Source organism: Flavobacterium sp. DSP2-3-1 (assembly GCF_049896865.1).
Taxonomy (GTDB): domain Bacteria; phylum Bacteroidota; class Bacteroidia; order Flavobacteriales; family Flavobacteriaceae; genus Flavobacterium.
In genome coordinates this window covers 11,903-37,656 of sequence record NZ_JAFCVD010000009.1, presented here as the reverse complement: position 1 = coordinate 37,656, position 25,754 = coordinate 11,903, and the positions used below count along the sequence as shown (strand labels likewise).

The following is a 25,754-nucleotide window of genomic DNA, read 5'->3' as shown; positions in this document are numbered from 1 at the left end:
GGACAGTTACAAAATTGAAAGTCAAAAGAATTTTAAAATTTACAAATGATTACTACAGCAAAACGTCTCGATATAATTGAAGAATACTATTTCTCCTCAAAACTAAGAGAAGTAAGACAACTGGCTTCTGAGGGTAACCCAATTATCAATATGGGAATTGGAAGTCCAGATTTACAGCCGTCACAAACGGTAGTTGAGGCAATGGTTCTTGCTATGCAAGATGAAAATGCACATCAATATCAGAGTTATCAGGGATTGCCGGAATTGCGACAGGGAATGGCTGATTTTTATCAGAACAACTATCAAGTAGCGTTAAACCCAGCTAACGAAATTTTGCCTTTGATGGGTTCCAAAGAAGGAATTATGCATATTTCACTGGCTTTCTTGAATGAAGGCGATCAGGTGCTGATTCCTAATCCTGGTTATCCAACATATACTTCGGTGACGAATCTTGTGGGAGCCGTTCCAGTTTATTACGATTTAAAAGAAACTAATAATTGGGAGCCTGATTTTGAAGCTTTGGAAAAACTGGATTTATCGAAAGTAAAAATCATGTGGATTGGGTACCCGCACATGCCAACAGGAGCAAGAGGAAGTTTGGAATTGTTTGAGAAGTTGGTGGCTTTCGCCAAAAAGCATAATATTTTGTTAGTAAATGACAATCCGTATAGTTTTGTTTTGAACGATAATCCGATGAGTTTGTTGCAGGTGGAAGGCGCAAAAGACGTGGCTTTAGAATTGAATTCTTTGAGCAAAACGTTTAATATGGCAGGCTGGAGAGTTGGAATGGTTTTAGGAAATGCAGCATGTATTGATGCTGTACTAAAAGTAAAAAGCAACATGGATAGCGGCATGTTTTACGGGATTCAAAAAGGAGCAATTGAAGCTTTGAAAAGTGACAAATCTTGGTTTGAATCGATGAACGCGATTTATAGAAAACGCAGAATTCTAACAGAACAACTGGCGGAGAAATTAGGCTGTAAAGTTTATAAAGATGGAGTTGGATTATTTGTTTGGGCAAAATTGCCGGACGGAATCACATCGGCGGAGAAATTCATTGACGAAATTTTGTATGACAAATCAATTTTCATTACGCCGGGAACTATTTTTGGAAGTAATGGTGAAGGATATATTCGATTTGCATTGTGTATAAAAGAAGAAAAAGTACAGGAAGCTATTGACAGATTTACTTAAAAAAAACAGCTGTTTTAGGAAAAATAAACGTTCTAAAAAAACGAGATACCCTAGCCCTGATAGTAGTGGAAATCCTTTGTAGTCCTGAACTTGTTTCAGAATCCTGAAACAAGTTCAGGACTACAAAGATTGAAACAGATAGCAGGATTAGCTACAAAAAAATAGAAAATGAAAGTATTTGTAATAGGAATAGGATTGATAGGCGGTTCGATGGTATTGGACATTAAAACGCTGCATCCGGAAGCAATAATTTACGGGATTGATAACAACCAAAGTCACTTGGCGGAAGCCATAGCTTTAGGAGTTGTTGATGCTGGTGCAACATTTGATGATTTATTTGATGCAGATTTTGTGATTGTTTCGGTTCCTGTGGATGTTGCATTGCTAGTTTTGCCGAAAGTTTTGGATGTAATCGGGGATAATACGATTGTCTTTGAAGTTGGTTCTACTAAAATGCCCATTTGCGAAGCGGTTGCCAATCACCCCAAAAGGAGGAATTTCATAGCCACGCATCCTATAGCAGGAACGGAGTTTTCAGGACCTTCGGCGGCGATAAAAGGATTGTTTCAAGGGAAAACAAATATTATTTGTGAGGTGGAGAAGACCACTTTTAAATTACAAGAAAGGGCTTTGGAGTTATTTAAAGCACTGGGAATGAGAATTCGGTACATGGATCCAAAATCACATGATAAGCACATCGCGTACGTATCGCATTTATCACATATTAGTGCGTTTATGCTTGGAAAAACGGTAATCGATAAAGAGAAACACGAGCAGGATATTTTTGATATGGCGGGTTCCGGTTTTGAAAGTACGGTTCGTTTGGCCAAAAGTTCCCCGGCGATGTGGACGCCTATTTTTAAACAAAACAGGAAGCAGGTTGTAAAAACATTGGAGGAATACATTTCGAATTTATCAAAATTTAAAGAATTATTAGAAAAAGAAGATTACGATGCGATTTACAATGAAATGCAAAGTGTCAATAAAATAAAAGAAATATTAAACGGAATTAATGTGAAAAAGTGATCAGTGTTAAGTCACAGTTTACAGTAAAAAATAACAACACAGAATAAAACAATTAAATAGTAACAATCATCCATTTACGGCTCCCTTCCCTTCGGGGAGGGCTGGGGTGGGGAAAAATTAGAAAAGATGGAAAATAAGAAAGAAATGAGAAATTGGTTGAATGAATTCAATTTGACTCATCCATTTGTGATTGCGGGACCTTGTAGTGCTGAAACAGAAGAGCAAGTATTGAAAATTGCCCATGAATTGAAAGATTCAGATGTGAGTGTTTTTAGAGCAGGAATTTGGAAACCAAGAACGCGTCCGGGAGGATTTGAAGGAGTGGGAGAAATAGGGTTGAAATGGTTGAAAAAAGCTAAAGAACAAACCGGATTGCTAATGGGAACGGAAGTGGCAAATGCGGCTCACGTAAAATTAGCTTTGGAATATGATATCGATGTATTATGGATTGGTGCCAGAACGACCGTAAATCCTTTTGCAATGCAGGAAATTGCAGATGCTTTAGCAGGAACTAAAAAAATCGTATTGGTTAAGAATCCGGTAAATCCAGATCTTTCGTTATGGTTGGGTGGAGTTGAGCGCTTGTACAATGCAGGAATTGAAAAATTAGGAGTGATTCACAGAGGTTTTTCTACTTACGAAAAAACAAAATACAGAAACATTCCAGAATGGCAGATTCCTATCGAGTTGCAAAATAAATTCCCTGATTTGCCTTTAATTATTGACCCGTCTCACATTACGGGAGATCGTAAGATGATTCTTGAAGTAACGCAAGAAGCTTTGGATTTAAATTATGACGGTATGATTATCGAAACACATTATGATCCGGACAATGCGTGGAGTGATGCTGCACAACAAGTGACGCCAGATGCTTTGAAACAAATTTTTATTGATTTGAAAGTAAGAAAAGTAAATGATGCATCCGTAGAATTCACTCAAAAAATGACGAAATTGAGAACGAATATCGACATCTTGGATGAGAATTTATTAGACTTACTAGGAAAACGGATGAAAGTAGCAGAAGAAATTGGTAAAGTAAAAAAAGACGCTAACGTTGCCATTCTTCAAAATACGCGTTGGAATGAAATCCTTGGAAAAATGATTTTGGAAGGTGAGAAAAAAGGATTGACGGAAGAATTTGTATTGAAAATGTTCAAAGCGATTCACCAGGAAAGTATTGGTCACCAAGAAAAAGTATTGAATGCTTAATTAGTACTTTTTAAAAATAAATAAATCCCTGCAGCTTATTTTTATGTTGCGGGGATTTTCTATTTAAAGACAAAAATAAAAACTTTGCACTTTATCCTGAAGTGTCGGGATAAACTTAAAACAAAATTTTACCTTTGCACTATGACAGGACTCGTTTACAAATCTACAGGAAGTTGGTACACCGTAAAATCTGAACAAGGTGATTTTATTGAATGCCGTATGAAGGGAAAATTCCGAATAAAAGGAATTAAAAGCACCAATCCTATTGCTGTAGGTGATCTTGTTGATTATGAACTGGAAGAATCATCCGACACTGTTACGGGAACCATTCATAAGATTCATGACAGAAAGAATTATATCGTTCGGAAATCAGTGAATTTATCACACCAAATGCATATTATTGCGTCTAATATTGATCGGGTTTTTTTGTTAGTTACTATTAATAATCCGCCAACGACTTTTAATTTTATTGATCGCTTTCTGGTTACTGCCGAAGCGTATGGAATTGAAACGATACTGGTTTTTAATAAAATTGATACTTTTGATGACGCCACGCTGGATGAACAATTGTACATGCAACATGTGTATCAGGAAATAGGGTATAAGTGTTTGCGTGTTTCTTCGACAGAAATGAAAGGAATTGAGGAGTTAAAAGCAATGATGATTGGCAAAGTGAGTATGTTCTCCGGACATTCCGGTGTTGGAAAATCGACTTTGGTAAATGCGATGGAACCTTCTTTACATTTAAAAACGAAGACAATTTCTGAAGCAAGCAAGCAAGGACAACACACGACGACTTTTGCAGAAATGTATGATTTATCTTTTGATGCTAAAATTATTGATACACCAGGTATCAAAGGTTTTGGAATTGTCGATATGGATGCAGCCGAAATCAGTGGTTATTTTCCGGAATTTTTCAAATTGAAAGAGCAATGTAAATTTAATAATTGTTTGCATAAAGACGAGCCGCATTGTGCAATCAAAGCTGCATTAGAAAAAGATGAAATCGCCTGGTCCCGTTACAGAAGTTATCTGAAAATTTTGGAAGGTGATGATGAAAATTACCGAACGGATATTCACAATGAAGATAGAATAATTAGTGATAAAACCAGGGAATAATTATGAATTGTAAATGGTGAATTATGAATTATGGCAAGTAATATTATAAAAATAAAATCATTTGATTTTGCTTTACGAATTGTAAAATTATATCAATTTTTAAGTACTGAAAAGAAGGAATTTGTTTTAAGTAAACAATTATTACGCAGTAGTACTTCAATTGGTGCACAAGGAAGAGAGTCAGAACACGCGTAAAGTAAGTCAGATTTTATTCATAAACTCTCTATTGCACAAAAAGAGGCTAATGAGAGTGATTATTGGATTGAATTATTGTTTCAGTCCGAATATTTAAGTGAATCTCAATTTAAATCTCTAAATTCTGATATAATGGGGATTAATAAAATCCTAGCTTCCATAATTATTTCAACCAAAAATAATTTAAAAAAATAATCATGAATATTCACCATTCATAATTTATCATTCATAATTTATAATTATTTTGAAAGTAGTAATCCAAAGAGTTTCGTCAGCCTCCGTAACAATCGATAATAAAATTGTTGCCGATATTCAGAAAGGATTATTGGTTTTGGTTGGAATTGAAGATTTAGACAATCAAGAAGACAGTAATTGGTTAGCTTCAAAAATAGCCAACATACGTATTTTTGGAGATGAGAATGACGTGATGAACTTATCTGTCAAAGATATATTCGGCGATATTATTGTTGTAAGTCAATTTACGTTGCATGCTTCCACCAAAAAAGGAAATCGACCGTCGTATATAAAAGCTTCAAAGCCAGAAATTGCCATCCCATTATATGAAAATTTAGTAATTCAGTTAGAAAAAGAATTGGGTAAAAAAGTACAAACTGGCGTTTTTGGTGCGGATATGAAAGTACTTTTGTTAAATGATGGTCCTGTAACGATAGTAATTGACAGTAAAAACAGAGAATAAGTTTTCTTTAATCGAAAAATTCTTATATTTTTGACAAAAAGAATTTTATGATCTTTAAAAATATCTCTTTTCTATTTGTGTTTTTTACTTCTTTTGTTTTTGCTCAAAAGATTGATTATAACTCTTTAAACATTTCCGATAGCTTAAAAGAAAATGCTAATGCTGTTGTTCGTCTAAATCAAATAGACATAATTATTGCTTCACAAAGAAGCATGAATATCATCACTAAAAGAGTGATTTTGGTTCTGAATGAAAAAGGTCTTAGTGCAATTGACGCTACTGAAAGTTATGATAAAAGGACCAATATCAGAAATATCGAGGCAACTGTGTATGATATTTCAGGAAAAGAAATCAAAAAAATTAAGCGTAAAGATTTTAAAGACCAAAGTGCAGTTGATGGCGGTACCCTTTTTTCGGATAACCGTTATCTTTATTTAGATTATACTCCTGTCCAATATCCGTTTACAGTAGTTTTTGATAGCGAGATAGAAACTTCTAGTACGGCTTTTATTCCGAAATGGTATCCTTCAAGCGATTATTTTGTAAGTGTTGAAAAAAGTATTTTGAATGTAAAATATCCTAATAATTTAGGTTTTAAGAAAATGGAATTCAATTTTTCTAATTCCAAAATTGATAAAACCATTGATACTGCAACGCAACTTTCATATACTGCCACTAATATGATCGCTCAAAAACAAGAAGATTACAGTCCTGTTTATAGCTCTATTTTTCCAAAAGTGATGATGGGATTAGAGTTGTTTCATCTTGAAGGAGTAGACGGAAATGCAACGACTTGGAAGGAGTTTGGACAATGGTATTCTGATAAAATTTTATTTGGAACAACTGATTTGCCAGATGAAACTAAAATCAAAGTAAAAGCTCTTGTTGGAGATGAAAAAGACCCAATTAAAAAAGCAAAATTAATTTACAATTTTGTACAACAAAAAGTAAGATATATAAGTATTCAAGTTGGAATTGGCGGATGGAAACCTATGCTTGCAAGTGATGTGGATCGTTTGGGATATGGAGATTGTAAAGCATTGACTAATTATACTAAGGCCTTATTGGATGTGGTAAATGTGCCATCTTATTACACTATTCTTTATGGAGATAGGAAAAAACTAAGCATTCAGTCTGATTTTGTATCCATGCAAGGCAATCACGTTATTTTGTCTATTCCAAATGGGAATAATTATACTTGGTTAGAATGTACCAGTCAAGATGATCCCTTTGGATATCAAGGCATTTTTACAGACGACAGAGAGGTTTTAGTCATAAAACCGGATGGAGGCGAAATTGTTAGAACAAAAGTTTATGAAGATAATGGAAATACTCAAATTAGCAAAGGAGAATATGCTTTATCAGCAAAGGGAGATTTCTCTGGAAAAATAGTAATTGTTTCAGAGGGATCACAATATAGTCAAAAAGCACCTATTGAACATGTACAGCCAACGGAAAAGGAAGCACATTATAAAGAATATTGGGATAATATCAATAATTTGAAAATCAACAAAATATCATTTTCGAATGATAAAGATAAGATTCGGTTAGCTGAAAATATTGAAATTAATGCAGTGAATTATGGTAACCTTTCAGCGAATAAATTAATATTTGTTGTAAACGCGTTCAACCAGACAAATGCTAATATCAAGAGAATAAGAAACCGTAAAAATCCTTTAGAAATACAAAGAGGTTTTTTGGACGAGGATGAGATAATTATAACTCTTCCTTCTGGTTTTTCTACTGAATTTTTGCCTGGCAATTATGAACTGAACAGTAAATTCGGTAATTATAAAACGGAGATTATAAAAAAGGATAACGCTGATTTAGTTTATAAAAGAACCTTATTCGTCAAAAAAGGATTGTATTCAAATAAAGAATATGATGAGTACCGTCTTTTTATAGAAAATATTTCTAAAAATGATAATGCCAAAATTATTCTAACCCAAAACCAATAAAATTATGAAATGTAACCAACTATTGTTGACTCTTTTTTTTACTTTATCTTTTTTTAATGGCAAAGCGCAAGAATTTAAACTAGGAAAAGTTTCAGTTGAGGAGCTTCAAGAGAAAAATCATCCAACAGATTCTGCTGCCGTAGCTGCTATTCTCTTCGAAAAAGGAGCAGTTAATTTTGAGTATAATCAAAATGATGGTTTTATAATGATTACGGAGGTTACAACTCGTATTAAAATTTATAAAAAAGAAGGATACGATTGGGCAAATAAAGCGGTAAGGTATTACATTGGAGCTAATGCGAAAGAAACGGTTTTTATCTCGGATGCTATTACTTATAATTTAATAGATGGTAAGATTGAAAAGACAAAACTAAAAAGTGATGGTGAGTTTGATGAACAAGTTAATAAATATTGGAGACGAAAAAAAATCACTATGCCAAATGTTAAAGTAGGCTCCGTGGTTGAATTTAAATATAAAATTCGTTCATCCCGTTCTAGTGAATTAACAGAATGGAGTTTTCAATCTAGTATTCCTGTGAACTACTCTGAATTTAAAACTTTTATACCGGAGTATTTTGTGTACAATCCAAACATAAAAGGCTTTATTTCTCCGAAAATCACCAAGGAGAATAGCAGAAAATCTTTAAGTTATGCTTACAGACCAGAAGCAAGTCCGGGAGAGAGATTGGGTAGTTCTTCTTCCCAAGAAAAGTTAGAATTTTCAGAAACGAGAACTACTTATGTTACAGAAAATCTTCCTGCGATGAAAGAAGAAGCTTATGTGAATAATATTGCAAACTACACTACAAGTGTTTCTCATGAACTTTCTGTTGTAAAATTCCCGAATCAACCTTACAAGACGTTATCTACCGATTGGGAATCAGTGACTAAAACAATTTATGATTATGATGATTTTGGGGCTGAATTGAATAAAACGGGATATTTTGAGGAAGATTTAAAGGTTGTTATTGCAGGGCTTTCTTCACCAGAAGAAAAGTTCTTAGCAATTTTTAATTATGTAAAAGAAACTGTAAAATGGAATGATTATTATGGTTATTCCTGCAACGATGGGGTGAAAAAAGCATATAAAGACAAAACAGGTAATGTAGCCGAAATTAATCTGATGCTTACAGCCATGTTGCGTTATGCGGGCTTAACTGCAAATCCTGTTTTAGTGAGTACACGTTCTAACGGAATTGCATTTTTCCCCAATAGAACTGCTTTTAATTATGTTATTGCTGCAATTGAAACGCCAAAAGGATTGGTATTACTGGATGCTACGGATCGCTTTTCAACTCCAAATATTCTACCTTTGAGGGCTTTGAATTGGGTAGGAAGACTAATACGGAATGACGGTACTTCGGTAGAAGCAGATTTAATTCCTAAAGCGCCATCAAATGATGTAGTAATGATGAACTACGAGATTGATACTAATGGACAAGTTTCTGGAACGTTGAAACGTCAAAGAACAGATTATAATGCGATTATTTTCAGAGAAAATATTAAGGATGTTACAGAAGATGCTTATCTCGAGAAGTTAGAGAATGATAACAATAAAATAGAGATAAGTGAGTATTCAAGAACAAATGAAAATGATTTAAAGTTTCCAATTGTGGAAAATTTTTCATTTTCGGGTTCAAATTTTAGTGAGAACATTGGTGGTGCAATTTATATAAATCCAATGCTGTTTTTTGTTGAAGAACAAAATCCTTTTAAACAAGAAAACAGGGCTTATCCTGTGGATTATGGATTTCCTTTTATCGATAGATATACCGTTACAATTAAAATCCCAGAAGGTTATAAAGTCGAAACAATTCCTGCTCCGCTACTTTTAAATATGGAGGATAATTTGGGAGGATTTAAATTTATGATAAATACAACTGGCAACTCGATTCAGTTAGTAGTAACGCATCAAATAAACGTACCAATCGTTGTTACAGATTATTATCCAATGTTAAAACAGTTTTATCAAAAAATGATTGAAAAGCAAAACGAGAAAATAGTACTTAGAAAAGTATAATCCAATGAAAATTATCAAAGTTGTTCTTGCCCTATTCTTGGTGACATTTACACCCGAGACAAAAGCTCAGAATTTTGAAATCGGAAAAGTATCAATTAAAGAGCTTTCAGAAAAGTTTCATCCCCAGGATACCACCGCAACTGCTGCCATTTTGACAAAAAAGGCAAGGACTTTTTATAGTTATAATTTAAAAAATGGTTTTACGGTAAATCATGAATATTGGTATCGCATCAAAATATATAAGAAAGAAGGCTTGAGTTGGGCAAATTTCCAAGTTCCTTATTATGTAGGATATGAAGATTTGAATGATGAATCTGTAAAATTTTCTAATGCAGTAACGTATAACTTAGAGAATGGTGCTGTAGTAAAAACGAAGTTAAATAATGAAGGCTCTTTCAAGCAAAATGTAAACGAATATTGGAGCCAAGCCACGATATCTATGCCAGATGTAAAAGTAGGTTCGGTCGTAGAATTTAAATATATCCTGAAATCTGAAAACATTGTAAAATTTCCCGTTTTTGAAAATCAGTACGACATTCCTGTTAACTATTCAGAATACCTTACTGAAATCCCGGAAATTTTTATTTACAAGTCAGTTTTAAAGGGGAACTTAAAGGTCAAATCAGATGCAAAATTCGTCAATGGAAATCAAAGCTATGATGATCAGTACAAAAGAACGGCCAGTTTAAGTTACAGACAAATTAATACGACCTTTGTAACTGAAAATATACCTGCAATAAAAGAAGAGGATTATGTTGATAATTTTAAAAACTATACATCCTCTATTCAAAATGAATTAGAAAGAACTCGTTTTCCGGAACAACCTGTCAAAGATTATTCCATAACCTGGGAAGGGGTTGCCAAAATCATTTTTGAAAATAAAGATTTCGGTAAGCAACTGACTGAAAGAGAATATCTTATTCAAGATCTTAAAATGATACTTGAAAATTCCGTATCTCAAGAAGAGAAGTTAAGCATCATTTTTAAATTTGTTCAAAGCAAAATGAACTGGAATATGGAATACGGCTATTTTACTGAAAAAGGAGTAAAACAGGCCTATCTAGACAAAACAGGTAATGTGGCTGAAATAAATTTTATTTTAATTGCGATGCTGAAATTAGCAGGAATAAATGCTGATCCTGTTTTAATAAGTACCATAGCGCACGGCATTCCTTCTTTTCCTAACCGGACAGTGTTTAACTATGTAATTGCTGCGGCAGAAATAGAGGGAAAACAAATTCTATTAGATGCAACGCATAAATATACCACACAGAATATCTTGCCATTGCATGCCTTAAATTGGACGGGGCGACTCATTAAGCAAGACGGGACTTCTCAAGAGATCAATCTTGTCCCAGCGATACCCTCCAAAGTCTATTACACCTTGATGACAAAAGTTGATCCTTCAGGCCAAATCACGGGCAAGTTTAGAGTTCAAAAAATGGACTACGAAGCATATCGTTTTAGAGAAAAGAATGCCAAACAAAATGAAGATAATTATTTGGAAATAGCGGAAAATAATTGGGACGGCATAGAAATCAAAGACTACAGTATCGAAAATAGAGATACTGATATGTCAAAACCAGTTATAGAAACTTTTACTTTTGCATCTGAGAATCATTGTGAAATTATAGGAGGCAAAATGTTTATTGATCCACTGCTGTTTTTTACAATAAAGAAAAATCCATTTGTTCAGGAGAAAAGGGAAATGCCAATTTATTTTGGTTATCCAAAGCAGGAAAAATACACTATAAATCTGGAAATCCCTGAGGGATATATGGTAGATTCCTTTCCCAAAGCGATGAAGATAGTATCTGAAGATAAGGTGCTCTCGTTTGTAATTAATGCTCAGGCAGATGGAAATAAAATTCAAATTATTATTGCAAAGGAAATAAATGCAGCAATTTTGTCAGCAGAGAACTATGATGATTTAAAAAGTTTTTTTCAAAAAATTATTGATAAACAGAACGAGAAAATTATACTTAAAAAAATTGAACCATGAACTTAAAAAATTCCCAGCTCGACGTTGACACTTGGATCAAAGAACACGGCGTTCGCTACTTTAACGAATTGACCAATATGGCGCAACTTACTGAAGAAGTGGGGGAAGTAGCCCGAATTATAGCCCGTCGTTATGGAGAGCAATCCGAAAAAGAAAGCGATAAAAACAAAGATCTTGGCGAAGAATTAGCCGATGTGGTTTTTGTGGTGTTGTGTCTGGCGAATCAAACCGGAATCGATTTACAAGCCGCTTTCGATAAAAAGATGGAATTAAAGTCCGTTAGAGACAAAGACCGTCACAAAAACAACGAAAAACTCAAATAATTTGTCAAGTATAAATTATGAATTATAAATGTGGAATGGTAAATTGCGAACTTGAATTATACCACTCATAATTCATAATTCACAACTCATAATTACCTACATGAATTTAAAATTAAGCACGAATTCACAATTCACAATTGATAATTCACAATTAAATATCACCGGCTCAAAAAGCGAAACCAATCGTTTGCTATTATTACAAGCGTTGTTTCCCAACATCACTTTGGCTAATGCTTCAAACTCTGATGACAGCGAAGTGATGCAAAAAGCATTAAAAGGAAATGAGGAAATAGTAGATATTCATCATGCGGGAACGGCAATGCGTTTCCTGACGGCTTATTTTGCGTTAAACGAAGGTCGCGAAGTAGTTTTGACTGGTTCTCAAAGAATGACGGAACGCCCTATAAAAGTGTTGGTGGAAGCCTTGGAACAATTAGGCGCGAAAATCTCTTACGAGAAAGAAATTGGTTATCCGCCCATTCGAATCAGCGGAAAAAAAATTACGGCTTCTAAAGTTTCTATCCCTGCAAATGTGAGCAGTCAATACATATCAGCATTATTATTAGTAGCGCCAAAACTGGAAAACGGTATCGAAATCACTTTGGTTGGCGAAATCACTTCGGTTCCTTATATCAAAATGACATTGGCTTTATTGAATGATTTGGATATTAAAACCAGTTTTGAAGGAAATGTAATTACGGTTTATCCAAAACAGGAAGTAGAATCGAAAGTAATGACCGTAGAATCCGATTGGAGTTCTGCTTCGTACTTCTTTAGCTTGGCTGCTTTAGCTGAAAATGCAAGAATTTCACTGACCAATTATAAACAAACCAGTTTGCAAGGTGATTCGGCTTTGGTTGAAATCTACAAACAATTGGGCGTCGATACACATTTTGAAGAAAACAAAATGACTTTGGTGAAACAGTCTGATTTTAAACCTAAACCTTTAATCTTAGAATTAAATAATACGCCCGATATTGCCCAAACAATTGTTGTTACTTGCCTTGGATTAGGAATTGGCTGCCATCTCACAGGACTTCATACATTGAAAATAAAAGAAACGGACCGACTTGAAGCACTACAAATTGAGCTTAGAAAACTAGGAGCGAATATATCCGTGACCAATGATAGCTTGACGCTTGTGGCTTCAGAAGAAATTAATCCTAATATTAAAATTGCCACCTATAACGACCATAGGATGGCGATGGCCTTTGCACCATTAGCGGTAAAAGTACCAATAATCATCGAAAATGCAGAAGTAGTTTCTAAATCATACCCTGATTTTTGGGAAGACATGAAGAAGTTAGGATATAATGTGTTTGAAATTTTGTAAATTAATTTTCACTTAGTGCCTTTGCGCCTTTGTGGCAGGCGCCTTTTAAAAATAAACAGCAAAACACTTGACAACGCCTATCTCACAATCGTATATTTGCACACGATTATAATTTATTGAGGCTTAACTCATAACTTATAATTCATAACTTATAACTTTTTAAGATGAAATTATCACATTTTCAATTCGATTTACCAAAAGAACTTCTTGCCGAATATCCAGCTGAAAACAGAGACGAAGCTCGTCTAATGGTTATTGATCGTAAGAAAGGAACTATAGAGCATAAAATGTTCAAAGATGTTATCGATTATTTTGATGACGGAGATGTTTTAATTCTAAATAATACCAAAGTTTTTCCAGCGCGATTGTATGGAAATAAAGAAAAAACCGGAGCAAGAATCGAAGTTTTTTTACTTAGGGAATTGAATTCTGAGCAAAGACTTTGGGATGTTTTAGTTGATCCGGCACGTAAAATCAGAATTGGTAACAAATTATATTTTGGAGATGACGACTCGTTAGTGGCTGAGGTTATCGACAATACAACTTCTCGTGGTAGAACATTGCGTTTCCTTTACGACGGTTCTTACGAAGAATTCAGAAATAAATTAACAGAACTTGGAGAAACTCCAATTCCAAAATACATTTCTAGAGACGTAACTCCGGAAGATGCGGAACGTTACCAAACTATTTATGCCAAAGAAGAAGGATCTGTTGCAGCACCAACTGCAGGATTGCATTTCTCGAAACATTTATTGAAAAAACTGGAAATTAAAGGAATTAAATTTGCCGAAGTAACCCTTCACGTAGGTTTAGGAACTTTTAATCCAGTTGAGGTTGAGGATTTATCAAAACACAAAATGGATTCTGAGGAATTAAAAATTACTCAGGAAGCGTGTGATATTGTGAATGAAGCCAAAGCTAAAAAGAAACGTATTTGTACCGTGGGAACGACTTCTATGCGTGCTGTTGAAAGTTCAGTGTCTTCACAAAACACGTTAAATCCTTTTGATGGATGGACAAATAAATTCGTTTTTCCTCCTCATGAATTTACGATTCCAACGTGTATGATTACCAATTTCCACACGCCAAAATCTACTTTATTAATGATGGTTTCCGCATTTTGCGGACATGATTTAATGAAAAAAGCATACGCAGAAGCAATCGAAAAAGAATACAAATTCTATTCTTACGGTGATGCGATGTTAATCATTTAATCTGAATTCAGTTCAGATTGTAAATAACAAAATCTCGTCAGTAATGGCGAGATTTTTTTTGTTTTATTATATCGGAAGCCTTATTAGGGTGTACCCCGCTGAAAAAGCGGGACGGGCTGTACGCTGTATCTTTATTTTCTTAAAGAAAGAAAAATAAAGGATGCCGCTTCCATCCCTCACACAAAACGTTTTGGAAATTTGAAAACTTTTTGTATCCATTAAAAATTTTTAAAACTGTATTTAAATTTTATAATTGAATAACACTGTGTAAGTCGTTCGCTTTGTCAAGTCGTTCGCGGTCGAGACTCAACAAGGAGTATTGACTGCGCTCGACTTATCATGTATTCTGAAACCTTAAATCTAATTCACTTGATACACCAATCGCACGGTGATATTAGCTGTTTTGTTTTTGGATTGCGTGTTAAACGAACCGCCATAAGAAAAATCTTCCGATGAGTTTTGACCCGTAATCTGAAAAACACCCATATCCGATTTTTTTAAATTTCCTAAACTCGCATCTGCATTTTCAGCAATACTTTTAGCTCTAATGCTGGCGTCTTTTGTGGCTTCGGCAATCATTTTTATTTTTAACTCGGCTAGCTTTGTATAATAATATTCTGGCGGAGACGAATAAAATTCCACACCTGAGTTAATCAGTTCACTGGATTGTCTCGATAATTCTTCAATTTTATTTACTTCCTTAGATTGGATGCTTACACTTTGTGTCAATGTAAAACCAGTAAAAATTTGCTGTCTTGTAGTCCCGTTTTCATTAAATGTAGTTTCAAAATCTTTATTGAAATTTACCGCTGAGAAAACCATTTCATTCGCAGCAATTCCTTTGCCTGATAAATAGCTTTTTATTTTTTCTCTATCAGCATCAAGTGCCGCGTAAGCTTCTTTCAACGTCATGCTTTTTTTAGAAAAAGAGCCGCTCCAAACAATCAGATCCGATACGAAATCTTTCTTCCCCGATCCGGTAACACTTATGGTATCATTACTTTTATTTCGATTCTGAAAAGCATTCGAAAATAAATAGGAGGAAATTACCACTGCGATGGCAATTATAATGACGTTTAAACTGTTTTTAAGCATGGCTAAGAATATTAAATTCAATCAAATATAGTCAAATAACGAGTTGTTTCTTAATTCCAAATCGTATTCGATTACTATTTTTTTACACTTGAAATATTAATTCTTGTACGAGTTGTCAATCGCCTTAAAGTCTTTTATCTATCGGTCATTTTTTACTACTTTTACAAATCAAAATACAAATCATGACATTCGAAAATACTCTTGAATTTGCAAAAAAACTGGATTCACAAGATCAATTACACAAATACCAGGATGAATTTATTTTCCCACAGGTAAATGAAAAAAAGGTGATTTATTTCACTGGAAACTCGTTAGGATTACAACCCAAACGAACTAAAGCGTATGTAGATGAAGTGATGAATGATTGGGCAAACCTCGCTGTTGAAGGACATTTTTACAGTAAAAAACCTTGGTGGGATTATCACGAACGATTTGCAAATCCGTTGAGTAAAATTGTTGGTGCGCTTCCTAGCGAAGTTACGGTGATGAATACATTGACAGTAAATCTTCATTTATTGATGGTTTCTTTTTATAGACCTACAAAAACCAGATATAAAATTATTTGTGAAGAAAAGGCATTTCCATCGGACCAATATATGTTTCAAAGTCAGGTTCATTTCCATGGTTATAGACCTGGAGATGCAATTGTGGAAATTAAGCGTCGCGATGGTGAACACAATATTCGTTTAGAAGATGTTTTAGCGAAAATTGAAGAGGTAGGCGAAGAGCTGGCTTTGGTTTTAATTGGCGGGGTCAATTATTACACGGGACAAGTATTTGATATGAAAACCATAACCGCCGCAGGGCATAAAGCGGGAGCTTATGTAGGATGGGATTTAGCGCATGCTGCGGGAAATGTAAAACTGGAATTACACGATTGGAATGTGGATTTTGCAGCTTGGTGCAGTTATAAATACATGAATTCAGGTCCTGGAAATGCTTCTGGATGTTTCGTTCATAAAAAACACCATAACAATAACGATCTGCCAAGATTTGCGGGTTGGTGGGGACACAATAAAGCACGTCGTTTCAAAATGGAACAGACTTTTGATCCCATACACGGAGCCGATGGTTGGCAAATCAGTAATCTTCCAGTACTTTCTTTAGCGCCTTATTTAGCATCAGTAGAAATGTTTGATGAAATTGGAATGGACGCTTTAATCGCAAAGAGAGATACGATTACTTCCTATTTAGAATTTATTTTACACGAAATAGACAAAGAGGTGGATAGTAGTTTTGAAATTATAACACCGGCAAATCCTGCGGAAAGAGCTTCGCAATTATCAGTTTTACTTCATGGAGAAGGGCGAAGTCTTTTTGATTATCTGATGAAAAATGGTGTAATTACAGATTGGCGTGAACCTAATGTAATCAGATTGGCGCCGGTACCATTATACACGTCTTTTGAAGACATGTTTGAATTTGGTCAAATTTTGAAAGCAGGAATTTTGGAAAAAGCAGGTCTTTGAGTAATGTAAATAATAATTGGTAAAATGTAATTATATTTTACCAATTTAGCCGTTACTTTGTTGAATTACAAATTTAAAAAAAAGTAAAATTATGAAAGCATTATATTTTATACTGATCGCTGCAGGTATTGTTTCTTGTCAAAATCAAGGAAAAATGGAAATTGAAAAAGCAAAATTAGCCACAGTAGATTCCATGAAAGTTGAAATGGAGAAGCAAAGAATTATTGATTCTATGCAGGTTGAAATGGCTAAAATTGAAGAGGCCAAAATAGAAACTCAAAAAGAAATTGTTGTAGTTAATCGCCAATCGCCAAGTTCTACCACAACGACTACTAGTGCTACGACTACAAAAAAGAAAGGGTGGAGCAGTACCGCTAAAGGAGCCGTAATTGGTGCAGGAGTTGGAGCTGCAACAGGAGCTATAATCAGCAAGAAAAAAGTGCAAGGAGCTATAATTGGTGGTGTTGCAGGTGCCGGAATTGGTGCCGGAACCGGAGCAATTATAGACGGAAGCAAAAAAGAATAGATTTATTTTTTGTAGATAGTGAAGAGTGTTTAAGTTCATGTAGAATTTAAACACTCTTTTTTTTTGGCTGGTTTTCGTTTAATAGGAATCCATGTTTTCAATAATTTCGTTTGCCTTTACTTTAATTTTATACAATTCTTCGGGATTTATTTTTTTTAATAAATTCAGCATCATTCCCATGCGTTGATTTCCTTTGAAATACTCTTTTTTCTCATCCAGAAAATTCCAGTACAGCGTATTGAAAGGACACGCATTATCACCAAATTTTTCCTTTACATTGTAGTGGCATTTGGAACAATTATTACTCATTTTATTGATGTAACTTCCAGAGGAAACGTACGGTTTTGTGGCAATAATTCCACCATCAGCATATTGTGACATGCCGCGGGTGTTGGGCATTTCGACCCATTCAATCGCATCGATATACACTCCCAGATACCATGCGTCTACTTCATCAGGATGAATTTGTGTTAATAACGTAAAATTTCCTATCACCATAAGGCGTTGAATGTGATGAGCGTAAGCTTCGTCTAAACTTTGATTGATTGCGTGGCTCATGCAACTCATTTTGGTTTTACCCGTCCAGAAAAAATCAGGTAGCTTGTTTGTGTTTTTTAAGACGTTCTTTTGGGCATAATTGGGCATTTCTTTCCAATATATTCCCCGAATGTATTCGCGCCACCCCAGAATTTGGCGCACAAATCCTTCTACTTGTGAGAGCGTTATTTCAGCTTCATTTACATGATAAAATGAAATAACGGTCTCGATTACTTCTTTTGGCGAAAGCATTTTACTATTCATGGCAAAAGACAAACGGGAATGGAAAAGAAATTTTTCATCGGTGTGCATCGCGTCTTCATAATCACCAAAATGCTTCAACAGATTTTTACAGAAATATTTTAAAACTTCCAAAGATTGCTCGCGGGAAGTAGGCCAACTGAAATTATCAAGATTGATGTTTCCAAAAGTGATTATTCCGGCTTCTTTTATTTGGGCGACAATTCCGGAAACATTAGCGTGGAAACTTTTTTCTGTCGGAATTGGAACTTCCCCTTTGTATTTTTTGCGATTATCAGCGTCAAAGTTCCATTGATTGCCCTCTGGAATTGCTCCATCCATCAAGACATGATGTTTTTTACGCATGCTGCGATAAAAATTCTCCATCAGTAACAACTTTTTTCCCGCAAAAAAATCGGATAATTCGTGTCGTGTGGTATAAAAATGTTCCGAGTCAAAAGCTTTTGATTCAATTTTCAAATTGGAACAAATCGTTTTTAATTGCTGGTCAAGTCGATATTCATCAGGTAATTGGTATTCGAATTTTTCAATATCATATTTTTCAATGCAAGCGGAAATTAATTTTTCTAAATCCTGCGGATTCTCTGCATCGGTAATTTGAAAATAGACGGCTTGGTGGCCATTTGCTTTTACAGTCGAATAAAAATTTCTCATCGACATGAAAAATGCCACTACTTTTTGAATGTGATGTTTTACATAATCCGTTTCCTGACGCATTTCTGCCAGAAGATAAATCGTGCCCTTATCAGATTCCTGAAACCATGAATGTTCTGTATTTAATTGATCGCCAAGGATTAATCGTAATTTTTGCATTTACTATTTTTTAAAAAATGAAGTAGTGGGGATTTCTTTTCGGGCATATTGAAAACGATCCACTAATTTTGGCAAGCAATACCCATCAAGTCCGTTTAATGTTACGACATTTCCTCTGTCAATTTGTAACCAGCCGTCTTTATGTTCTAATTCTTCTTCAAAAAATAGATTTTCAATCGAAGCAATCACATGAATTGTGTCGTTTTCTTTAATGTAATATTCATTTAAATATTTGCAATACAATTGCACCGGGCTTCCTTTGACGAAAGGGATTTTAATATCATTTTTATATTCTTCTTCCAGATTTGTTTTGTCAAATTCGGAAATACCCAGTTCATAATTTGCAGAGGTGTGGTGCGCATCCTCAATCATGTCAACCGTTATGTGGTTTACGGTAAAATATCCTGTGTCTTTGATATTCTTGTATGTATCTCTGGGAACAGTTGTGGGGCGCATGATAAATCCGATCATGGCAGGATTGCTTCCCAAATGGGTCACGCTGCTAAAAATGGCAACATTTGATTTTCCGTCAAGGGATTTTGTGGCAAGCAAATTAGCCGATTTATAACCAGTGCAGGAATTGATTAAATTTAATCTTTCGATTTTTTCCATTTGAGAAATAGCATCTCTTGAAATGTGTTTCATGTGTAGTCATATTTAAAACAAATATACTTTTTGTTTAATTAAATACGAAATAAAGTAAACAAAATATTATAATAATTTATTGACATCGACTTTGAAATAGTACATTGAAAGAAATAGTTTTAATTCACTTCCAAATCCTATATATTTGTTTTTCAATTTATCCAATGATGAAAATACTTAAAAAATTACTTCTCGTTTTAGTCTCGTTTGTTTTTGTTTTAGTGGTAACGGTTCTTATCTATGGTTTTTATTTAAAACCAAAATACGAAGGCGAGTTGCGCTTGAAAAATATTCAAAATGAAACTACCGTATATTTCGATGAATTTGGCGTTCCCCATATTTATGCGGTTTCTTCAAAGGATGCAATGGTGGCTTTGGGTTATGTGCACGCGCAAGATCGATTGTGGCAAATGGAATTGATGCGGCGTATTGCTCCGGGACGATTATCAGAAATATTTGGTTCGGTTGCCCTGAAAAGCGACAAATTCTTTGCGGGATTGGGAATCGAAGAAGCTTCCGCAAAAGCAATCACGGCTTTGGATAAAAACAGTCCAAGTTACCAATTGACAATGGCTTATTTAGATGGGATTAATCAATATATGGATGAAGGAACAACGCCAATAGAGTTCAGTTTGGTGGGCGTTAAAAAAGAAAAATTTACGATTAAAGACGTTTATAATATTTTTGGATACATGTCTTTTAGTTTTGCAATGGCGCAAAAATCTGATCCGTTATTGACTGATATTCGAAACAAATATGGAATGGAATACCTCAAGGATTTTGGAATTGATGGTTCTTTCAATACGACAAAAATTAAAAATTCTAAAGACAGACCGCAAGAATACGCCGCTATTTCAAAATCTGTAGCACAACTTTTAGAGCAATCGCCAATTTCGCCTTTTATAGGAAGTAATAGTTGGGTTATTGCTCCAAAGAAAACGAAAAACGGAAAAGTTATTTTTGCTAACGATCCACATATTGGGTTTTCGCAGCCGGGAACTTGGTATGAAGCGCACATTGTTACTCCGGAATTCGAGTTGTATGGCTCCTACTTAGCGGGAACTCCATATCCGCTTTTGGGGCATAACAGAGAATATGCGTATGGTTTGACTATGTTTGAAAATGATGATATTGATTTGTACCAAGAAGAGAATAATCCGGCTGATGCCAATTCTTACAAAATACCCAATGGCTTCAGTGCCTATAAAATACGAAAAAAAACAATCAAAGTAAAAGATTCAGCTGACGTTGTTTTGAATGTGAAAAGTACGCGCCATGGACCTGTTATGAACGACTTGATTGATGGCTTACATCAAGACAAACCTGTTGCAATGTCATGGATTTATACGCAACAACCCATTCAAATTCTCGATGCGGTGTATGCACTTTCGCATGCTAAAAGTAAAGCGGAGTTTCACAAAGGAGTGTCGCTAATCGCTGCGCCGGGATTGAATGTAATGTATGGCGATGCCAGAGGAAATGTGGCTTGGTGGGCAACAGGAAAATTATACAAGCACATAGAAGGAGTGAATCCTAATTTTATTCTGGATGGAGCCAGTGGCAACGATGATATAAAAGAATTTTTAGATTTCTCCAAAAATCCTTCGGCGGTGAACCCAAGATGGAATTATGTGTATTCCGCCAACAATCAGCCAGAACCTATTGACGGTTTCTTATATCCCGGTTATTATCTTCCAGAAGATCGTGCCAAACGAATCACGCAATTATTAAATCCAAAATCAGATTGGGATATGGTTGCGGTTGGAAAAATGATTTTCGATAATACATCTTCTGTGGCTCCAAAAGTTGTTAAGGATTTAATTTCAAACATAAATCAGCAGTCCCTTTCTGAAAATGAAAAACAGGCTCTTGTCGTTTTAAAGGAGTGGAACGGATCTAATAATCTTAGTGATGTGGCTCCAGCAATTTATAATAAATGGATTTTTAATTACTTAAAAAACACTTTTGAAGATGAACTTGGTGCTGGAAATTTCAAAATATTTTTAGGAACGCACATCATGAAGCAAATTATCGCAAGACAAATCACGAATGAAAAATCACTTTGGTGGGATAATGTTAATACTAAAAAGGAGAAAGAAACGAGAAGCCAGATTGTCTCAAAATCATTCAAAGAATCGATAATAGCGTTAGAAAAACAATTAGGAAGTTCTGTTTCGGATTGGACTTGGAATAAAGTGCATACTGTCGAACATCAGCATCCGTTGGGAAAAATAGCGGCCTTAAGGAGTATCTTCAATGTTGGCCCTTTTGAAGTTTCTGGTTCTACGGAAGTAATCAATAACCTGTTTTTTGATTTTACGGATGATGGGAATTACATCGTAAAAGGAGGCCCTTCAACAAGAAGAATTATAGATTTCTCTGACATAGAAAACAGCTGGAGCATACTACCAACTGGACAGTCCGGGAACCCAATGAGCGCTCATTACAGTGATCAAGCGGAGTTGTATAATGCCGGTAAATTCAGAAGAATGAAATTAAATAAAGAGGAGATTGTTAGGACCTCAACAAAATTGGTTTTTACCCCACGTAAAAAATAACTGTTTTTAAAGTGCCGAAGATAATAATTCAGTAATTTTGCCTAACTTTTTATAAAAAAATAATGCAAACTCCCATAAAAATAGCGGTTGTAGGTTCTGGGTTAGTCGGATCTTTATTAGCTATTTATCTTCGTAAGGCAGGTCATACAGTTCATGTTTACGATAGAAGTCCAGATATTCGTAAAATAGAGTTTTCAGGTCGTTCCATCAATTTAGCGATGTCTAACCGCGGCTGGAAAGCTTTAGATGGAGTTGAAATAGGAAATGAGGTTCGCAAAATCGCTATTCCTATGGAAAAACGCGCGATTCACTTGGTAGACAAACTTAATTTCCAAAATTATGGTCAAGAGGGAGAATCAATTTATTCTATTTCTAGGGGGCTTTTGAATAGGGAAATGATTGATTTAGCGGAAGCCGCAGGTGCTGAATTCTTTTTTGAGCATAAAATATGGGATGTAACACTTGATGATGCAACGCTTCACATTGGTGAAACAGAACGTGGCGCTTGGGAAGATAAAAAATACGATATGGTTTTTGGCGCTGACGGTGCTTTCTCAAGAATTCGTCACCGTATGCAACGCCAAAGTATGTTTGATTATTCACAAGAATTTTTGCCTATTGGTTACAAAGAATTAAACATTCCTGCAAATCCTGACGGAACACATAAATTAGATAAAAATTCCTTTCATATCTGGCCTCGCGGAGAATATATGTTGATTGCATTGCCTAATTTAGACGGCAGTTTTACTTGTACTTTGTTTATGCCGTTTGAAGGAGAAAATTCTTTTGCATCATTAAAAGACATAAAATTAGTAGAGGCTTTTTTCGAAAAAAACTTACCGGATACTATTGATGTAATTCCAAAATTAGCGGAAGATTTCCTTAAAAATCCGACCAGCACGCTAGTGACGATGAAATGTTATCCATGGACTTATGAAGATAAAATTGCACTTATTGGTGATGCCAGTCATGCAATTGTTCCTTTTTATGGTCAAGGAATGAATGCTGGTTTTGAAGATATTTCGGTGCTTTATGAAATGATGGAAAAGTATGGTGATGACTGGAAATCCATTTTCTCTGAATATCAAAAATCCCGCAAACCTAACGCAGATGCTATTGCGGAACTTTCGTATCGTAATTTTTTAGAAATGAGTTCGAAAACAGCTGATGAAAATTTCCTTTTACAAAAGAAAATTGAAAAAGCATTCTCAGATAAATACCCTGAAAAATGGATTCCGCTTTACAGCAGAGTTACTTTTAGTGATCGTCCTTATGCTGAAGCCTTGGCTATAGGAGATTATCAAAATGCCATTATGGAAGAAGTTTTGAAAATGGAAAACATTAACGAAATATGGGATTCAGAAGCCGTTGAAAATAAAATTCATGAGCTCTTGCAATAATTTTGTAGGCGTTATTGACTTGAATATATTTAGATAATGTTTTCCTTTTATTGAAGTTGTTTATTCCTCGCGATGTACTTTAGTAAAATCGAAGGCAGGTTTGCAGATCGCAATGTATTCACAAGGTTCGTCAAACGGGTTGGAGTACTGAACGCGCGTATTTTTCTCGATTTTTATCGATTGTCCAGCTTTCAAAATGATAATTTCCTCTTCAATGATGAATTGCTTTTTACCTTTTATGACATAGGTGTACTCTTCAAATTCAGGAGTTTGAAACGGTTCACTCCATTTAGGTGGTGCAACCATGTGAGCTATGGAGATTTCCGCATTATCTGTCGAAGCCTTTCCGTGATGTTCTTCGATTAGTTTTCCATCGTTAGTCGGAACAATGAAAGGAGTATTTTGAATGAAATATTTTTTCATGATTGATCTTATTTTTTAAACATTTTTGTTAGCACACCAAATGCACCTCTGATGAACGTAGCGCTAGTCAATACTTTCAAAACTGATTTTCCTACGACGCTAGCTGTACTTGGCTGTTGGTTTTGTTGTTTTTGAGATTCCTGTTTTTGCTCTTGTTCGGAATCTTTTTGTTCTATAATGGTGATTTTTTTATTTAGCATTTCATACGCACTTTCGCGGTCAATCAGTTCGCTATATTTTTTTACCAATTTCGATTTATTGTTGATTTCCTGAATTTCGCTTTCGGTCAAAACATCCATCCTGCTCATTGGGGCACGCATCATCGTTGCAGCGAGCGGTGTAGGAATTCCTTTTTCGTTTAATGCAGTAATGAGTGCTTCGCCAATTCCAAGGCTGGTTAGGATTTCATCAGTTTTGTAATAATCGGATGTTGGATAATTGTCTGCAGTTTGTTTGATGGCTTTTCGGTCATTTGCTGTAAATGCTCGCAAAGCGTGTTGTATTTTTAAGCCTAACTGTGCCAAGACGCCGTTTGGGATATCTATCGGATTTTGTGTTATGAAATAAATTCCGATACCCTTCGAACGAATTAATTTTACAATGGTCTCAATTTGTTCTAATAAAGTTTTGCTGGCTTCATTGAAAATTAGATGAGCTTCATCAATAAAGATTACCAATTCAGGTTGGTCAGAATCTCCTTTTTCAGGCATTTGTTGGTAAATTTCAGCTAATAAACTCAACATAAAGGTCGAGAATAACTTTGGCTTATCTTGTATATCAGTCAATCTTAGGATGTTGATGTATCCTTTTCCATTTTCATCAATTCGCATTAAATCTTCCACATCAAAAGACATCTCACCAAAGAATAAATCGGCATCTTGCTGCTCTAATTCAATTATTTTTCGAAGAATAGTGCCAGTTGTGGAAGTAGAAATTTTACCATAATGTTCTTCTATTTCGTCTTTTCCTTCTTCCGTAATATAATTGATTACTTTTTTGATGTCTTTTAAATCTAATAAAGGCATTTTATTGTCATCACAATATTTGAAGATAACTGAAACGACGCCAGCTTGAGTATTGTTTAAGTTAAGGATTCTAGAGAATAATACTGGTCCGAATTCAGATATTGTTGCGCGTAGCCGAACTCCGTTTTGTTCTGATAATGTCATTAATTCAACAGGGAATCGAGCAGTTGAATAAGGAATGTTGATTTTAGTGTGGCGCTCCGTTATAAACGGTTTTTCTTCGCCTTCTTTTGCAATTCCGCTAAAATCGCCTTTGATATCCATCATTAAAACAGGAATTCCAAAAGTTGATAATTGTTCGGACAGGACTTGAATGGTTTTGGTTTTCCCGGTTCCGGTAGCACCAGCAATTAATCCATGGCGATTAAAGGTTTTCAGTGGGATCTTCACGTGAGCATCTGGGATGGCTTCTCCATCTAAAACAGCACCGCCCAAAATAATGCTTTGTCCTTTAAAAAAGTATCCTTCAGAGATATGCTTGGTGAAGTCTTCTTTTCTGCTCATAATAAGTTTGTATTTAAAACATTTGTAAGATATTATATTTTTCTAAAATGAACAAATTTAGTGCATACCGCAGTTTTCCTGCTTTTTTATTGTTAATATCACAAAATAATAGTTTTCCTGCTAAACAGGCTGGAAATGAAATATTGTGTTAATTTTTCTTAAAAAAATATGTTATTTTTTATAAAACGTGCTATTTGTTTGCGTATAT

Annotated in this window: 20 protein-coding genes and 1 pseudogene; 16 read left to right on the top strand and 5 right to left on the bottom strand. The window is 34.9% G+C overall.

Annotation, left to right across the window (positions count from 1 at the left end; genetic code table 11):
* Window positions 1–45: 45 nt before the first annotated feature.
* The 12 genes and pseudogenes from ACP7AT_RS11375 (at window position 46) to queA (ending at window position 14,290) form a co-directional block, all read left to right on the top strand.
* Window positions 46–1,194, top strand: a complete 1,149-nt coding sequence (locus tag ACP7AT_RS11375; protein WP_426064436.1) for an aminotransferase class I/II-fold pyridoxal phosphate-dependent enzyme — start codon at window positions 46–48, stop codon at window positions 1,192–1,194.
* A gap of 168 nt (window positions 1,195–1,362) precedes the next feature.
* On the top strand, window positions 1,363–2,220 hold the full coding sequence (locus ACP7AT_RS11370; protein ID WP_426064435.1) for a prephenate dehydrogenase: 858 nt from the start codon (window positions 1,363–1,365) through the stop codon (window positions 2,218–2,220).
* A gap of 126 nt (window positions 2,221–2,346) precedes the next feature.
* Entirely contained in the window at window positions 2,347–3,429 is a 1,083-nt protein-coding gene (locus ACP7AT_RS11365) for a chorismate mutase (RefSeq protein ID WP_426064434.1), read from the top strand.
* A 141-nt stretch (window positions 3,430–3,570) separates the two neighbouring features.
* Window positions 3,571–4,548: a ribosome small subunit-dependent GTPase A gene (rsgA, locus tag ACP7AT_RS11360; protein WP_426064433.1), complete on the top strand. Its 978-nt coding sequence runs from the start codon at window positions 3,571–3,573 to the stop codon at window positions 4,546–4,548.
* Between the two features lie 30 nt (window positions 4,549–4,578).
* Window positions 4,579–4,938 (top strand): annotated as a pseudogene (locus ACP7AT_RS11355) (four helix bundle protein).
* A 49-nt stretch (window positions 4,939–4,987) separates the two neighbouring features.
* Entirely contained in the window at window positions 4,988–5,440 is a 453-nt protein-coding gene (gene dtd / locus ACP7AT_RS11350) for a D-aminoacyl-tRNA deacylase (protein ID WP_426064432.1), read from the top strand.
* 47 nt (window positions 5,441–5,487) lie between these two features.
* Window positions 5,488–7,398, top strand: coding sequence for a DUF3857 domain-containing protein (locus ACP7AT_RS11345; RefSeq protein ID WP_426064431.1), 1,911 nt, complete (start codon window positions 5,488–5,490; stop codon window positions 7,396–7,398).
* A 4-nt stretch (window positions 7,399–7,402) separates the two neighbouring features.
* The gene (locus ACP7AT_RS11340) at window positions 7,403–9,418 is read left to right on the top strand and encodes a DUF3857 domain-containing protein (protein ID WP_426064430.1); all 2,016 of its coding nucleotides are present in this window, start codon (window positions 7,403–7,405) and stop codon (window positions 9,416–9,418) included.
* A gap of 4 nt (window positions 9,419–9,422) precedes the next feature.
* Window positions 9,423–11,420, top strand: coding sequence for a DUF3857 domain-containing protein (locus ACP7AT_RS11335; RefSeq protein WP_426064429.1), 1,998 nt, complete (start codon window positions 9,423–9,425; stop codon window positions 11,418–11,420).
* A complete protein-coding gene (locus ACP7AT_RS11330) occupies window positions 11,417–11,743 on the top strand; it encodes a nucleotide pyrophosphohydrolase (protein WP_426064428.1) in 327 nt (108 codons plus the stop codon). Before ACP7AT_RS11335 ends, ACP7AT_RS11330 begins: the two co-directional genes overlap by 4 nt.
* A gap of 100 nt (window positions 11,744–11,843) precedes the next feature.
* Window positions 11,844–13,076: a 3-phosphoshikimate 1-carboxyvinyltransferase gene (aroA, locus tag ACP7AT_RS11325; RefSeq protein WP_426064427.1), complete on the top strand. Its 1,233-nt coding sequence runs from the start codon at window positions 11,844–11,846 to the stop codon at window positions 13,074–13,076.
* A 164-nt stretch (window positions 13,077–13,240) separates the two neighbouring features.
* The gene (queA, locus tag ACP7AT_RS11320) at window positions 13,241–14,290 is read left to right on the top strand and encodes a tRNA preQ1(34) S-adenosylmethionine ribosyltransferase-isomerase QueA (RefSeq protein WP_426064426.1); all 1,050 of its coding nucleotides are present in this window, start codon (window positions 13,241–13,243) and stop codon (window positions 14,288–14,290) included.
* Between the two features lie 360 nt (window positions 14,291–14,650).
* Here queA and ACP7AT_RS11315 read toward each other — a convergent pair whose 3' ends face one another.
* Entirely contained in the window at window positions 14,651–15,385 is a 735-nt protein-coding gene (locus ACP7AT_RS11315) for an SIMPL domain-containing protein (protein ID WP_426064425.1), read from the bottom strand.
* Window positions 15,386–15,567: 182 nt separating this feature from the next.
* Here ACP7AT_RS11315 and kynU point away from each other — a divergent pair, with 182 nt between their 5' ends.
* Together kynU and ACP7AT_RS11305 are read left to right on the top strand one after the other, a co-directional pair.
* Window positions 15,568–16,854, top strand: coding sequence for a kynureninase (kynU, locus tag ACP7AT_RS11310; RefSeq protein ID WP_426064424.1), 1,287 nt, complete (start codon window positions 15,568–15,570; stop codon window positions 16,852–16,854).
* 91 nt (window positions 16,855–16,945) lie between these two features.
* Window positions 16,946–17,380: a YMGG-like glycine zipper-containing protein gene (locus ACP7AT_RS11305; RefSeq protein WP_426064423.1), complete on the top strand. Its 435-nt coding sequence runs from the start codon at window positions 16,946–16,948 to the stop codon at window positions 17,378–17,380.
* Window positions 17,381–17,458: 78 nt separating this feature from the next.
* On the opposite strand, the gene ACP7AT_RS11300 is transcribed toward ACP7AT_RS11305, so the two are convergent.
* On the bottom strand, window positions 17,459–18,991 hold the full coding sequence (locus ACP7AT_RS11300; protein ID WP_426064422.1) for a cryptochrome/photolyase family protein: 1,533 nt from the start codon (window positions 18,989–18,991) through the stop codon (window positions 17,459–17,461).
* Window positions 18,992–18,994: 3 nt separating this feature from the next.
* Window positions 18,995–19,636 carry a flavin reductase family protein gene (locus ACP7AT_RS11295; protein ID WP_426064421.1) on the bottom strand — a complete coding sequence of 214 codons (642 nt, stop codon included), beginning with the start codon at window positions 19,634–19,636 and terminating at the stop codon, window positions 18,995–18,997.
* Between the two features lie 167 nt (window positions 19,637–19,803).
* On the opposite strand from ACP7AT_RS11295, the gene ACP7AT_RS11290 reads away from it, so the two are divergent.
* Window positions 19,804–22,194, top strand: coding sequence for a penicillin acylase family protein (locus tag ACP7AT_RS11290; protein WP_426064541.1), 2,391 nt, complete (start codon window positions 19,804–19,806; stop codon window positions 22,192–22,194).
* 62 nt (window positions 22,195–22,256) lie between these two features.
* Window positions 22,257–23,594 (top strand): FAD-dependent oxidoreductase, encoded by a 1,338-nt coding sequence (locus ACP7AT_RS11285; RefSeq protein WP_426064420.1) that lies wholly within the window; start codon window positions 22,257–22,259, stop codon window positions 23,592–23,594.
* 60 nt (window positions 23,595–23,654) lie between these two features.
* Here ACP7AT_RS11285 and ACP7AT_RS11280 read toward each other — a convergent pair whose 3' ends face one another.
* Complete coding sequence (locus tag ACP7AT_RS11280; protein ID WP_091204171.1) at window positions 23,655–24,017, bottom strand: cupin domain-containing protein; 363 nt, start codon at window positions 24,015–24,017, stop codon at window positions 23,655–23,657.
* Between the two features lie 8 nt (window positions 24,018–24,025).
* Complete coding sequence (locus ACP7AT_RS11275; RefSeq protein WP_426064419.1) at window positions 24,026–25,546, bottom strand: helicase HerA-like domain-containing protein; 1,521 nt, start codon at window positions 25,544–25,546, stop codon at window positions 24,026–24,028.
* Window positions 25,547–25,754 lie beyond the last annotated feature (208 nt).